This window comes from Aquipseudomonas guryensis, from assembly GCF_014164785.1.
Taxonomy (GTDB): domain Bacteria; phylum Pseudomonadota; class Gammaproteobacteria; order Pseudomonadales; family Pseudomonadaceae; genus Aquipseudomonas; species Aquipseudomonas guryensis.
On sequence record NZ_JACJFN010000002.1, the window covers coordinates 845,541 to 859,627 of the forward strand.

At 64.2% G+C, this 14,087-nt stretch carries 12 protein-coding genes; 11 read left to right on the plus strand and 1 reads right to left on the minus strand.

The genetic code is table 11. From position 1 onward, the window contains the following. Nucleotides 1-160 precede the first annotated feature (160 nt). Together H3H45_RS11585 and H3H45_RS11590 are read left to right on the plus strand one after the other, a co-directional pair. Nucleotides 161-1,153, plus strand: a complete 993-nt coding sequence (locus H3H45_RS11585) for a TerC family protein (RefSeq protein ID WP_182833865.1) — start codon at nt 161-163, stop codon at nt 1,151-1,153. Next, nucleotides 1,153-1,335 (plus strand): hypothetical protein, encoded by a 183-nt coding sequence (locus H3H45_RS11590; RefSeq protein ID WP_182833866.1) that lies wholly within the window; start codon nt 1,153-1,155, stop codon nt 1,333-1,335. The genes H3H45_RS11585 and H3H45_RS11590 overlap by 1 nt, the downstream gene beginning before the upstream one ends. Before the next feature lie 119 nt (nt 1,336-1,454). Here the strand turns inward: H3H45_RS11590 and H3H45_RS11595 are convergent, their stop codons facing one another. Next, nucleotides 1,455-2,684, minus strand: coding sequence for an acyl-CoA dehydrogenase (locus H3H45_RS11595; protein WP_182833867.1), 1,230 nt, complete (start codon nt 2,682-2,684; stop codon nt 1,455-1,457). Between the two features lie 159 nt (nt 2,685-2,843). Between H3H45_RS11595 and H3H45_RS11600 the strand changes: the two genes are divergently transcribed. The 9 genes from H3H45_RS11600 to H3H45_RS11640 all read left to right on the plus strand — a co-directional run bounded on the left by H3H45_RS11600 (nt 2,844) and on the right by H3H45_RS11640 (nt 13,874). Then, nucleotides 2,844-3,779, plus strand: coding sequence for a LysR family transcriptional regulator (locus H3H45_RS11600; protein WP_182833868.1), 936 nt, complete (start codon nt 2,844-2,846; stop codon nt 3,777-3,779). Between the two features lie 142 nt (nt 3,780-3,921). Next, nucleotides 3,922-4,302 (plus strand): MerR family transcriptional regulator, encoded by a 381-nt coding sequence (locus H3H45_RS11605; protein WP_182833869.1) that lies wholly within the window; start codon nt 3,922-3,924, stop codon nt 4,300-4,302. 48 nt (nt 4,303-4,350) lie between these two features. Beyond that, nucleotides 4,351-5,514: an isovaleryl-CoA dehydrogenase gene (locus H3H45_RS11610; RefSeq protein WP_182833870.1), complete on the plus strand. Its 1,164-nt coding sequence runs from the start codon at nt 4,351-4,353 to the stop codon at nt 5,512-5,514. Nucleotides 5,515-5,649: 135 nt separating this feature from the next. Beyond that, complete coding sequence (locus H3H45_RS11615) at nt 5,650-7,257, plus strand: carboxyl transferase domain-containing protein (protein WP_182833871.1); 1,608 nt, start codon at nt 5,650-5,652, stop codon at nt 7,255-7,257. Nucleotides 7,258-7,362: 105 nt separating this feature from the next. Further along, nucleotides 7,363-8,163 carry a gamma-carboxygeranoyl-CoA hydratase gene (locus H3H45_RS11620; RefSeq protein ID WP_182833872.1) on the plus strand — a complete coding sequence of 267 codons (801 nt, stop codon included), beginning with the start codon at nt 7,363-7,365 and terminating at the stop codon, nt 8,161-8,163. Beyond that, on the plus strand, nt 8,160-10,130 hold the full coding sequence (locus H3H45_RS11625; RefSeq protein ID WP_182833873.1) for an acetyl/propionyl/methylcrotonyl-CoA carboxylase subunit alpha: 1,971 nt from the start codon (nt 8,160-8,162) through the stop codon (nt 10,128-10,130). The genes H3H45_RS11620 and H3H45_RS11625 overlap by 4 nt, the downstream gene beginning before the upstream one ends. Before the next feature lie 80 nt (nt 10,131-10,210). Continuing rightward, a complete protein-coding gene (locus H3H45_RS11630) occupies nt 10,211-11,107 on the plus strand; it encodes a hydroxymethylglutaryl-CoA lyase (protein ID WP_182833874.1) in 897 nt (298 codons plus the stop codon). Between the two features lie 322 nt (nt 11,108-11,429). After that, nucleotides 11,430-13,385 carry an acetoacetate--CoA ligase gene (locus tag H3H45_RS11635; RefSeq protein WP_182833875.1) on the plus strand — a complete coding sequence of 652 codons (1,956 nt, stop codon included), beginning with the start codon at nt 11,430-11,432 and terminating at the stop codon, nt 13,383-13,385. Between the two features lie 129 nt (nt 13,386-13,514). Continuing rightward, entirely contained in the window at nt 13,515-13,874 is a 360-nt protein-coding gene (locus H3H45_RS11640) for a hypothetical protein (protein ID WP_182833876.1), read from the plus strand. Nucleotides 13,875-14,087 lie beyond the last annotated feature (213 nt).

Consider the following 14,087-nt stretch of genomic DNA (forward strand, 5'->3'; position numbering starts at 1 on the left):
CGTTGCTCTTTTCAGGCTGTGGAGCTTTTGCAACAGCCGGCGAGTTGCCCTAGCCCATCAGGCGCACTAGCCTGCCAGTAGTGACGCCGGGCCCCTCTGGCGGTGAATCTTTCACCGTGATGTCGGAGTCACTGTCTGCAGGCAGCGACGGGAGGGCCCCATGCACGACCTGTTCAGTATCCTCACCAGTCCCATGCTTGGCACGCCGACCTGGCTGTGGCTGAGCTTCTTCGTCATCGTCATCGCCCTGCTGGTATTCGATCTCGGCGTATTGCACCGCGACCAGCATGAAATCGAGATGCGCGAGAGCCTGCTGCTGTACAGCGGCTATTTCAGCGTTGGCGTGCTGTTCGGTGTATGGGTCTGGTACGAACTCGGCGCGCAAAGCGCTCTGGAGTTCTACACCGGTTTCCTGGTCGAGCAATCGTTGTCGATGGACAACGTGTTTGTCATGGCAATGATCTTCGGCTTCTTCGATATCCCCCGGCGTTACCAACACCGCGTACTGTTCTGGGGCATTCTCGGGGTGATCGTACTGCGCGCCCTGATGATTGGCCTGGGTACGGCGCTGGTGCAGCGCTTCGAATGGATGCTCTACCTGTTCGGCGCCTTCCTCTTGTTCAGCGGCGTGAAAATGCTCTTCAGCCACCCCGAACAGCACCCGGACCTGGCGCAGAACCCACTGCTGCGCTTTATCCGCCGGCATTTTCGCATCACCGACAGCCTGTATGACGGGCATTTCTTCGTGCGCCTGCAGCCACCGGGGCAGCCCCATCCCCTGCTCTATGCCACGCCGCTGTTTCTCGCCCTGGTACTGATCGAGCTGGCCGACCTGGTGTTCGCCGTGGACAGCGTGCCGGCCGTGTTTGCCATCACCCAGGACCCGTTCATCGTCTACACCTCGAACATCTTCGCCATTCTCGGCCTGCGCTCGCTGTACTTCGCCCTGGCCGCGCTGATGCACCGCTTCATCTACCTGAAGTACGCCCTGGCCCTGGTGCTGGTGTTCATCGGCGGGAAGATTTTCCTGCACGGCCTGATCGGCAAGATTCCCGCCTTGCTCTCTCTTGGCGTAACCTTCGGCCTGCTGGTGGGTGGTGTGTTGCTGTCGCTGCTGAAAACCCGCGAGCAGGACCAGGAGAGCAAACCCTAATGCCCGATGTGCGCATCGAAACGCTGGAACAGCAAGGCCGTCAGGTGTGGCGGGTACGTGTGGGCAGGCGCGCCCTGACCTTTCACGAGGAGCTGGCCGCGCGCACCTTTGCCGCTCAACTGCATATTCGCCTGGACTGGCTGAGCCGGCAGGCGCAGGCAGACAGCGCCGACAGCCACTGATGCGCAGCCCGGATGCAATCCGGGAGCGGAGCTGCCTCTTTCCCGGATTGCATCCGGGCTACCCACCGACAAATACGACAAGGCCCGCATCTGCGGGCCTTGTCGTTACCGAGCCGGTGTTAGCGGCTGGCTTTCATCGCCTCACGCGGCACGTACTTGCCGATCTCGAACTTGCCGATGGCCATGCGGTGCACTTCGTCCGGGCCGTCGGCCAGGCGCAGGGTGCGCTGCATGGCGTAGAAGTAGGCCAGCGGCGTATCGTTGGAAACGCCGGCCCCGCCGTGGATCTGGATCGCCCGGTCGATCACATTGAGCGCGACGTTGGGGGCCACCACCTTGATCTGGGCGATTTCGCTGGCCGCGACCTTGTTGCCCACGGTGTCCATCATGTAGGCGGCGTTCAGCGTCAGCAGGCGCGCCTGGTTGATTTCGATGCGCGAGTTGGCGATGTGATCGATGTTGCCGCCCAGGCGTGCCAGCGGCTTGCCGAAGGCGGTGCGGCTGACCGCGCGCTTGCACATCAGTTCCAGGGCGCGCTCGGCCATGCCGATGGAGCGCATGCAGTGGTGGATACGGCCTGGGCCAAGGCGACCCTGGGCGATCTCGAAGCCACGACCCTCGCCGAGCAGCACGTTCTCGTAGGGCACGCGCACGTTCTCGAACAGCACTTCGGCGTGGCCATGCGGCGCGTCGTCGTAGCCGAATACCGGCAACGGACGGAGGATTTTCACCCCGGGGGTATCGGTCGGCACCAGGATCATCGAGTGCTGCTGATGGCGCGGCGCGTCCGGGTTGGTCAGGCCCATGAAGATCATGATCTTGCAGCGCGGGTCGCAGGCGCCGGAAGTCCACCACTTGCGGCCATTGATCACCCACTCATCGCCATCGCGCACGGCGTTGGCTTCCATGTTGGTGGCGTCGGATGAGGCCACACCCGGCTCGGTCATGGCGAAGGCCGAGCGGATCTCGCCACGCAGCAGCGGCTCCAGCCACTGCTGCTTCTGCGCCTCGCTGGCGTAGCGCACCAGGGTTTCCATGTTGCCGGTGTCCGGGGCCGAGCAGTTGAACGGCTCGGGGCCCATCAGCGAGCGGCCCATGATCTCGGCCAGCGGCGCGTATTCCATGTTGGTCAGGCCGGCACCGTACTCGGACTCCGGCAGAAACAGGTTCCACAGGCCTTCGGCTTTGGCCTTGTTCTTCAGCTCTTCCATGATCGCCGTCGGCTGCCAGCGGTCACCTTCGTTGACCTGCTGCTCGAACACGCTCTCGTTCGGGTAAACGTGGGTATCCATGAAGGCGGTGACGCGTTCACGCAGTTCCTGAACTTTGGGGGAGTAGGCGAAATCCATGGGTAGCTACCTTCTAACGACCAGGGCGAGGTTGTGGTTTCAATCTGCAAATGATGCTAGAACAGTGACCTTGATTTATCGAACCTATTTTCATGGCTTATTAACATTCATCACTGATATATGATCCGGCGCCCTGGATCGGCATGACGAGAGCCCGCAATGAATCTGAGCAAGGTCGACCTCAACCTCTTCATCGTCTTCGACGCCATCTACACCGAAGCCAACCTGACTCGCGCCGGGCAGATCGTCGGCATCACCCAGCCGGCGGTGTCCAACGCCCTGTCGCGCCTGCGCGAAACCTTCAATGACCCGCTGTTCGTGCGCACCGCCCAGGGCATGGTGCCCACGCCCATGGCGCAGAACATCATCGGCCCGGTGCGCAACGCCCTGCAGCTGCTGCGCGTGTCGGTGCAGGAAAGCCGCACCTTCACCCCGCAGCAAGCCAACAAGACCTACCGCATCAGCATGACCGACCTCACCGAGGCGGTGATCCTGCCGCCGCTGTTCCAGCGCCTGCGCCGCCTGGCGCCGACCGTGCAGATCGAGAGTTTCCTCTCCAAGCGCCGGGAAACCACCAAGGAACTGGCCGCCGGCCGCCTGGATTTCGCCGTCGATGCGCCGCTCAACACCGACACCCAGGTGCGCCACGTCAAGCTGATGGAAGACCGCTACGTCTGCGCCCTGCGCCAGGGTCACCCGCTGGCCAAGGAGAAGATCAGTCTGGACGAATACCTGTCGCTGACCCATATCCAGATCTCCAGCCGCCGCAGCGGCCTCGGCTATGTCGACCTGTCGCTGGGCAAGATGGGCCTGCAACGCAAGGTCGCCCTGCGTTCGCAGCACTACATGATGGCCTCCACCGTGCTGCAGAACACCGACATGGCGATGACCGTGCCCGAGCGCTTCGCCCGCCGCCACGGCCTGCATTACGTGCAACTGCCGGTCAACGACGTGCCGTCCCTGGAAACCCACTTGTACTGGCACGAAAGCACCGACCAGGACCCGGCCAACCGCTGGATGCGCGAGCAGATCATCGAGATCGCCCAGCAGATCAGTGCCCAGGAGAAGAAGCTCGAGAGCGAAGCTAAAATATGAGCAATATTGGCTAACCGATTGAATTAAAAAGCCCTGCACTCGCAGGGCTTTTTGCATTCGGCTGTCCTCATACACTTTTACGTTGACGTTAACGTTAACCAGCTTTACGTTTACGTAAAGCCACCCGCGCAGAGCCCATTGCATGGCCGCCAACTACAGTATTTCCGACCTGGCCCGCGAGCTGGACATCACCACCCGCGCCATCCGCTTTTACGAGGAGCAAGGCATGCTCGCCCCCGAGCGGCGTGGCCAGGAGCGCGTCTACAGCGCCAAGGACAAGGTCACCCTCAAGCTGATCCTGCGCGGCAAGCGCATCGGCTTCTCCCTGGCCGAGTGCAAAGAGCTGATCGAGCTGTACGACCCGGCCGGCGGTAACCGCAAGCAGCTGGAGACCTTCATGGACAAGATCAGCGAGCGCCGCGCCCAGCTCGAACAGCAGTTGCTGGACATCCAACAGATGCAGCTGGAGCTGGATACCGCCGAGGAACGCTGCCTCGCTGCGCTCGAACAAACTCAAGCCTGAACAAGCAGTTATCTACCAAACCTAATAAAGACAATCACAGGTGGAACCATGAGCTACCCGACCCTCAACTTCGGTCTCGGCGAGACCATCGACATGCTGCGTGACTCGGTGCACCAGTTCGCCCAGGCCGAGCTGGCCCCGCGCGCGGCGCAGATCGATCGCGACAACGAGTTCCCCATGGACATGTGGCGCAAGTTCGGCGACATGGGCCTGCTCGGCATGACCGTGGAAGAGGAATACGGCGGCACCAACATGGGCTACCTGGCCCACGTGGTGGCCATGGAAGAGATCAGCCGAGCCTCGGCTTCGGTCGGTCTGTCCTACGGCGCGCATTCGAACCTGTGCCTCAACCAGATCCGCAAGAACGGCACCCATGAGCAGAAGGCCAAGTACCTGCCCAAGCTGTGCTCCGGCGAGCACATCGGCGCCCTGGCCATGAGTGAGCCGAATGCCGGCTCCGACGTGGTGTCGATGAAGCTGCGCGCCGAGAAACGCGGCGACCGCTACGTACTCAACGGCAACAAGATGTGGATCACCAACGGCCCGGATGCCAACACCTACGTGATCTACGCCAAGACCGACATCAACGCCGGCTCGCGCGGCATGACCGCGTTTATCGTCGAGCGTGACTCCAAGGGCTTCTCACGCCACCAGAAGCTGGACAAGCTGGGCATGCGCGGCTCCAACACCTGCGAACTGGTGTTCGAGGACGTGGAAGTGCCCGAGGAAAACATCCTTGGCGGCGAAGGCCGTGGCGTGGCCGTGTTGATGAGCGGCCTGGACTACGAGCGCACCGTGCTCTCCGGCGGCCCGACCGGGATCATGAGTGCCTGCATGGACGTGGTGCTGCCTTACGTACACGAACGCCAGCAGTTCAAGCAGTCGATCGGCGAGTTCCAGCTGGTGCAGGGCAAGCTGGCCGACATGTACGCCGGCATGAACGCCTCCAAGTCCTACCTGTACACCGTGGCCAAGGCCTGCGACCGCGGCGAGGAATCGCGCAAGGACGCCGCCGCGGTGATCCTCTACACCGCCGAAATGGCTACCAAGATGGCCCTGGATACCATCCAGTTGCTGGGCGGCAACGGCTACACCAACGACTACCCGGCCGGCCGCCTGCTGCGTGATGCGAAGCTCTACGAGATCGGCGCCGGCACCAGCGAAATCCGCCGCATGCTGATTGGTCGTGAGCTGTACAACGAGACCAAGTAAGGCACGGACAGTCCCCTCTCCCACTTGTGGGAGAGGGTTAGGGAGAGGGGCGGAGCTGCCTGCCCAACCCTCTCCCCCGGCCCCTCTCCCGCAAGCGGGCAGAGGGGAGATAAAAGCAAAATCGGAGCGCGCCATATGGCCATCCTGCACACCCAGATCAACACCCGCTCGCCGGAGTTCGCCGCCAACCAGGCAGCCATGCTCGAACAGGTCAACGCCCTGCGCGCCCTGCTCGCCCAGGTCCACGAAGGCGGCGGCGCCAAAGCCCAGGAGCGGCACACCTCGCGCGGCAAGCTGCTGCCACGCGAACGCATCAACCGCCTGCTGGACATCGGCTCGCCGTTCCTCGAAATCAGCCAGCTGGCCGCCCACGGCGTATACGGCGAAGACGTGCCGGCCGCCGGTGTGGTCGCCGGTATCGGTCGGGTGGAAGGCGTCGAGTGCATGATCGTCGCCAACGACGCCACGGTAAAAGGCGGCAGCTACTACCCGCTGACCGTGAAGAAGCACCTGCGCGCCCAGACCATCGCCCAGCAGAACCGTCTGCCCTGTATCTACCTGGTCGATTCCGGCGGCGCCAACCTGCCGCGCCAGGACGAGGTGTTCCCCGACCGCGAGCACTTCGGCCGCATCTTCTTCAACCAGGCCAACATGAGCGCCATGGGTATTCCGCAGATCGCCGTGGTCATGGGCTCCTGCACCGCCGGCGGCGCCTATGTGCCGGCGATGAGCGACGAAACCATCATGGTGCGCAACCAAGCCACCATCTTCCTCGCCGGCCCGCCGCTGGTTAAAGCAGCTACCGGCGAAGTAGTGACGGCCGAAGAGCTGGGCGGCGCCGATGTGCACTGCAAGACCAGCGGCGTGGCCGACCACTACGCCGAGGATGACGAGCATGCGCTGGCCCTGGCCCGGCGCAGCATCGCCAACCTCAACTGGCGCAAGCAGGGTGTGCTCAACAGCCGTGCGCCGATCCAGCCGTTACACGCAGCCGAGGAGCTGTACGGGGTGATTCCGGCGGATGCCAAGCAGCCCTTCGATGTGCGCGAAGTGATCGCCCGCATCGTCGACGGCAGCGAGTTCGATGAATTCAAGGCGCTGTTCGGCACCACCCTGGTCTGCGGCTTCGCCCACCTGCACGGCTACCCGATCGCCATCCTGGCCAACAACGGCATTCTGTTCGCCGAGGCCGCGCAGAAAGGCGCGCACTTCATCGAATTGGCCTGCCAGCGCGGTATACCGCTGCTGTTCCTGCAGAACATCACCGGTTTCATGGTCGGGCAGAAATATGAAGCGGGCGGCATCGCCAAGCACGGCGCCAAGCTGGTCACCGCCGTGGCCTGCGCCAAGGTACCGAAGTTCACCGTGATCATCGGCGGCAGCTTCGGCGCCGGTAACTACGGCATGTGCGGCCGCGCCTATGACCCGCGCTTTTTGTGGATGTGGCCCAACGCGCGGATCGGCGTGATGGGTGCCGAACAGGCCGCCGGCGTGCTGGTGCAGGTCAAGCGCGAACAACAGGCGCGCAACGGCCAGGAATTCTCCGCCGATGACGAGCAGCGCTTGAAGCAGCCGATCGTCGCCCAGTACGAGCAACAGGCTCACCCCTACTACTCCAGCGCCCGGCTGTGGGACGACGGCGTGATCGACCCAGCGCAGACCCGCGACGTGCTCGGCCTGGCCTTGTCCGCCAGCCTAAACGCCCCGATCGAGCCGACCCAGTTCGGCGTGTTCCGGATGTAATCATTTTTGTAGGAGCCAGCTTGCTGTGGTTCGGCACACCGACGATCCGCACCGCGTAGCAGCATCGCCAGCAAGCTGGCTCCTACACCAGACAGGTTCCTGAAAATGAATAGTTTCCAGACCGTAGAACTCGAACAAGACCCGCGCGGCTTCGCCACCCTGTGGCTGAATCGCCCGGAAAAGAACAACGCCTTCAACGCGCAGATGATCCGCGAGCTGATCCTCGCCCTCGAAGCGGTGGCTGGCGACCAGACCCTGCGCTTCCTGCTGCTGCGCGGGCGCGGCAAGCATTTCTCGGCAGGCGCCGACCTGGCCTGGATGCAGCATTCGGCAACCCTCGACTACAACGCCAACCTGGCCGATGCCCATGAGCTGGCCGAGCTGATGTATAGCCTGCATGCCCTGCAGATTCCCACCCTGGCCGTGGTGCAGGGCGCGGCCTTTGGTGGCGCGGTCGGCCTGGTCAGTTGCTGCGATATGGCAATCGGCGCAGACGACGCGCTGTTCTCCCTCTCCGAAGTGCGCATCGGCCTGGCGCCGGCGGTCATCAGTCCCTTCGTCGTGCAGGCCCTTGGCGAGCGCACAGCACGCCGCTACGCGCTGACCGCCGAACGCTTCGACGGCAGCCGTGCCCGTGAACTGGGCCTGCTCGCCGAGGCCTATCCGACCGCCGAGCTGGATGCCCAGGTGGAAAGCTGGGTGAGCAACCTGCTACTGAACAGCCCGCAGGCCATGCTCGCCAGCAAGGACCTGCTGCGCGAAGTCGGCCCGGCCGCGCTCAGCCCGGTCCTGCGCCGCTATACCGAGAACGCCATTGCGCGCATCCGCGTCAGCGCCGAAGGCCAGGAAGGCCTGAATGCCTTCCTCAACAAACGCCCCCCGGCCTGGCAGGAGCCTCAAGCATGAGCCACCAGCAGATCACCACCCTCCTCGTCGCCAACCGTGGCGAGATCGCCTGCCGGGTAATGCGCACCGCCAAGGCCCTAGGCCTGCGTACGGTGGCCGTGCACAGCACCATCGACGCCAATGCCCGCCACGTGCGCGAAGCCGACATGGCCGTTGATCTGGGCGGCGCCAAACCGGCCGACAGTTACCTGCTGGTCGACAAGATCATCGCCGCGGCCAAGGCCAGCGGCGCCCAGGCCATCCACCCAGGCTACGGCTTCCTCTCCGAGAACGCCGGCTTCGCCCGTGCCATCGAGGCGGCCGGCCTGGTGTTCCTCGGCCCGCCCGCCTCCGCCATCGACGCCATGGGCAGCAAGTCGGCGGCCAAGGCGCTGATGGAGGACGCCGGCGTGCCGCTGGTGCCCGGCTACCACGGCGAAGCTCAGGACGTGGAAACCTTCCGCGTCGCCGCCGAACGCATCGGCTACCCGGTGCTGCTAAAGGCTGCCGCCGGTGGTGGTGGCAAGGGCATGAAGGTGGTCGAGCGCGAAGCCGAGCTGGCCGAAGCGCTGCAGTCGGCGCAGCGCGAAGCGCAGTCGGCCTTCGGCGATTCGCGCATGCTGGTGGAAAAGTACGTACTCAAGCCGCGCCACGTGGAGATCCAGGTATTCGCCGACCAGCACGGCAACTGCCTGTACCTCAACGAGCGCGATTGCTCGATCCAGCGCCGCCACCAGAAGGTGGTCGAGGAAGCCCCGGCACCGGGCCTGTCGCCCGAACTGCGCCAAGCCATGGGCGAAGCGGCGGTCAAGGCCGCCCAGGCCATCGGCTATGTCGGCGCCGGCACCGTGGAGTTCCTGCTCGACGCCCGCGGCCAGTTCTTTTTTATGGAAATGAACACCCGCCTGCAGGTCGAGCACCCGGTCACCGAAGCCATCACCGGCCTCGACCTGGTGGCCTGGCAGATTCGCGTGGCCCGTGGCGAAGCGCTGCCGCTCAGCCAGGCGCAGGTGCCACTCAATGGCCACGCCATCGAAGTGCGCCTGTACGCCGAAGACCCGCAAAACGACTTCCTCCCAGCCAGCGGCACCCTCGCCCTCTACCGCGAACCCGCCAATGGCCCGGGCCGTCGCGTCGACAGCGGCGTGGCCGAAGGCGACGAAGTCTCGCCGTTCTACGACCCGATGCTGGGCAAGCTGATCGCCTGGGGCGAGAACCGCGAGGAAGCCCGTCAGCGCCTGCTGGCCATGCTCGACGAAACGGCCGTGGGTGGCTTCAAGACCAACCTGGCCTTTCTGCGCCGCATCCTCGCCCACCCCGCCTTCGCCGCCGAAGAGCTGGATACCGGCTTCATCGCCCGCCATCAGGACGTCCTGCTGCCGGCGCCTGCCGAGCTGCCCGAAGCCTTCTGGCAACTGGCCGCCGACGCCTGGCTACAGAGCGAACCGCAACAGCTGCGCCACGACGACTACCACTCCCCCTGGAGCGCTCGCAGCGGCTGGCGCGCCGGCCTGCCGGCGGAAACCGAGCTGCACCTGTGCAGCGGCGAGCACGAACACAAGGCCCGCCCGAGCGGCCAGGCCAAGCTGGTCGGCGAGAGGCTCACCTGTAGGAGCCAGCTTGCTGGCGATCAGACGCCGCAGTTCCAACACCGCCTGCAGGCCATCCGCCAGGGCAATACCCTGTACCTGGAATGGCACGGCGAGCTGCACCCGATCAGCCGCTTCGACCCGATTGCCGCCGCCGAAGCCAGCCACGCCCACCACGGCGGCCTCACCGCCCCCATGAACGGCAGCATCGTCCGTGTGCTGGTCGAGCCCGGTCAGGTTGTCGAAGCCGGCACCGCGCTGGTGGTGCTGGAGGCGATGAAGATGGAGCACAGCATCCGTGCGCCGCACGCCGGCACGGTCAAGGCGCTGTACTGCGGCGAAGGCGATATGGTCAGCGAAGGTGCGGCGCTGGTGGAGCTGGAGCAGACATCGGCATGATGCGTAGCCCGGATGAAATCCGGGAAGTGACGCAATATGCTCACCCCGGATTACATCCGGGCTACTGAAGAGAAACGCATATGAACCTCCCTCAACATGTCCGCCTGGTCGAAGTCGGCCCGCGCGACGGTTTGCAGAACGAGAAACAGCCGATCAGCGTGGCCGACAAGGTGCGCCTGGTCGACGAGCTGAGCGCCGCCGGCCTCGGCTATATCGAGGTCGGCAGCTTCGTCTCGCCCAAGTGGGTGCCGCAGATGGCCGGCAGCGCCGAAGTGTTCGCGCAGATCCAGCGCAAGGCCGGCGTGGTCTACGGCGCACTGACACCCAACATGCAGGGCTTCGAGGCCGCCGTGGCCGCCGGGGTCAAGGAAGTCGCGGTATTCGCCGCCGCCAGCGAAGCCTTCTCGCAGAAGAACATCAACTGCTCGATCAGTGACAGCCTGCAGCGCTTCGTACCGATCATGGACGCCGCCAAACAGCACGGCATCAGCGTGCGTGGCTATGTATCCTGCGTACTCGGCTGCCCCTACGAGGGCGAGGTGGCGCCGCAGCAAGTCGCCAGCGTGGCCGCCGAACTGTTCGCCATGGGCTGCTATGAAGTGTCCCTCGGCGACACCATCGGCACCGGCACCGCCGGCGCCACTCGCCGCTTGTTCGAGGTGTGCGCCGGCAAGATCCCGCGCGACAAGCTCGGCGGGCACTTCCACGACACCTACGGCCAGGCCCTAGCCAATGTCTACGCCAGCCTGCTGGAAGGCATCAGCGTATTCGACAGTTCGGTCGCCGGACTCGGCGGTTGCCCCTACGCCAAGGGCGCCACCGGCAACGTCGCCACCGAAGACGTGCTCTACCTGCTCAACGGCCTGGGCATCGACACCGGCATCGACATGGACCAACTGATCGCCGCTGGCCAACGCATCTGCAACGTGCTCGGCAAACCCAACGGCTCGCGCGTGGCACGGGCAAGACAAACCTAGCCGAGGCCGGCACGGACAGTCCCCTCTCCCATTCATGGGAGAGGGCTAGGGAGAGGGAAAACGCTGCGTAGCCCGGATGCAATCCGGGAAAGCCACACACGCTGCGGAACAACCTCTGTCAGCTTTTCCTGACAGCCTGTAAAGCCCGCAGCGCCTGCCATCCGCCGCGACTACCAGGCCGTAGCGCCCACGCCACAGCCGCGCTACGCGCAGCCAAGCAGACCAACGGCAGCGGCAGTAGCCGACGCCGATCAACACTTTAGGCTGTGCCATCCGCCGCCTCCGGGCTGGCGCGAACGACAAGAACAATCGAGGAATCGAGATGCACCAACCGCTCTGGGCCCCTTCCGCCGACCGCATCGCCGCCACGCGTATGGATGCCTTCCGCCGCTACGTCAACCAGCGCCACGCCCTGCAGCTGGCCGACTACCCGGCCCTGCACGCCTGGAGCGTGGCCCAGCGCGAAGTCTTCTGGCAGGCCATCGTCGACTTCTTCGAAATCCGCTTCAGCCAGCAGCCCGAGTACGTACTGCGCGAAGGTAGCGCCATGCCCAGCGCGCACTGGTTCCCCGGCGCCACCATGAACTTCGCCGAACATCTGCTGCGCCGCCGCGACGATCGTCCGGCGCTGGTCGCCATCGGCGAAGACGGCTCGCGCGAGCAACTGAGCTACCTTGAGCTGGCCGCCCATGTCGCCGGTTTGCAGCAAAGCCTGAAAGTCGCTGGCGTCGGTGTCGGCGACCGCGTCGCCGCGTTTATGCCCAACACCTGGCAGACCGTGGTCGGCATGCTCGCCACCGCCAGCCTCGGCGCCACCTGGTCCTCCTGCTCGCCGGACTTCGGCACCCAGGGCGTGATCGACCGCTTCGGCCAGATCGAACCCAAGGTGCTAATCGCCGCCGCCGGCTACCGCTACGCCGGCAAGAACCTCGACCTGACCGCCAAGCTCAACGAAATCCTCGAACGCCTGCCCACCCTGCAACAACTGGTGGTGGTGCCCTACTCCAACGCCCAAGCCCGCGCGGCAGACTTCCACACCCCGGCCAAGGTCGCGCTCTGGGGCGATTTCTACCAGGCCGGCGGCGAACCCGTGTTCACCCAGGTGCCCTTCGAGCAGCCGCTGTACATCCTCTACTCCAGCGGCACCACCGGCGTGCCCAAGTGCATCGTCCACGGCGCGGGCGGCACCCTGCTGCAGCACGTGAAGGAGCTCGGCCTGCACACCGACCTGCATGCCGACGACACCCTGTTCTACTACACCACCTGCGGCTGGATGATGTGGAACTGGCTGGTCTCCGGCCTGGCCCTCGGCGCCACCCTGGTGCTGTTCGACGGCTCGCCCTTCCATCCGGGTGCCGAGCGCCTAATCGACCTGATCGACGCGGAAAACATCAGCATCTTCGGCACCAGTGCCAAATACCTCGCTGCTCTGGAAAAAGCCGGCGCCAAGCCCGGCCAAACGCACCAACTGAAACGCCTGAAAACCATCCTCTCGACCGGCTCGCCGCTGGCCCACGAAAGCTTCGAGTACGTCTACCGCGACATCAAACGCGATGTCTGCCTGTCGTCCATTTCCGGCGGCACCGACATCGTCTCCTGCTTCGCCCTCGGCAACCCGGTGCTGCCGGTGTGGCCAGGCGAGCTGCAATGCAAGGGCCTGGGCATGGACGTGCAGGTGTGGAACGACGCCGGCCAGGCGGTGATCGGTGAGAAAGGCGAACTGGTCTGCGCCCAGCACTTCACCTCCATGCCGATCGGCTTCTGGAACGATGCCGACGGCGAGAAATTCCGCGCCGCCTACTTCGACACCTTCCCCGGCATCTGGGCCCATGGCGACTACGCGGAAATCACCGAACACGGCGGGCTGGTCATCCATGGCCGCTCGGACGCCGTACTCAACCCCGGCGGCGTGCGCATCGGCACCGCCGAGATCTACCGCCAGGTGGAAAAGGTCGAGGAAGTTCTGGAATCCATCGCCATCGGCCAGGACTGGGACGGCGACGTGCGTGTCGTGCTGTTCGTCCGCCTGCGCGACGGTGTGACGCTGACTGACGAGCTGCAAGCGCAGATCCGCCAGATCATCCGCGCCAACACCACCCCGCGCCACGTGCCGGCCAAGATCATCGCCGTGGCCGACATTCCACGCACCATCAGCGGCAAGATCGTCGAACTGGCGGTACGCAACGTGGTGCACGGCAAACCGGTGAAGAACACTGACGCCCTGGCCAACCCCCAGGCGCTGGAGCTTTATCACGACTTGCCTGAGCTGCGTGACTAACCCTCGCGGAGTGGTCAGCCCAACGGCCGCTCCCACCCTCCCACCCCATCAGCATATTGAGCAAAAGACCAATACTGGGGCAGACTGCGAGCAACCCAAGGAAGCCCGCTCCGCCCCCCAGGTGACAATATGGAAGTTGTCAAAACCCTCAAGCCCGGCAGTAACGGCACCAAACGCCTCGTCGACATCTATGGCGAAAGCCTGGTAACCGTCCGCTACCGCCTCGACCGCGAAAAACAGCTCAGCTACACCACAGTCGAGCTGATCATCGAAACAAAAGCTGCCCCCACTCCGGGGCTGAACCTCACCGCCCAACGCCTGTATCAGAACCGCCAGCTTGTTCCCTTGCGTATCCACTACGCGGAGGAGGACTTGCGGCTTCTGCTCATGAGGGCGGGCGGTAAATGGGACATGGAGAACAAGGTCTGGCGCATCCGCTATGGCGACGCCATCAAACTCGGATTGAAAGATCGGATCATCGAAAAATGATGGTCAGATATAGACACTCAATGCCCATACCTAGAGACATATTCCCACATATGGGAATATTCCTAGATGTAGGCATGTCGCCTACTTATAGTTAGGCGCAAGAGCAAAGCCATGGTCGATGTCCGTGCCCAAGAACACAGCAGCCGCATCGCGGTGCCAGCACAGAATCGAGCGGCCGTCTGAAGATAGAGACCGTTATTTGTGCTCAGCAAG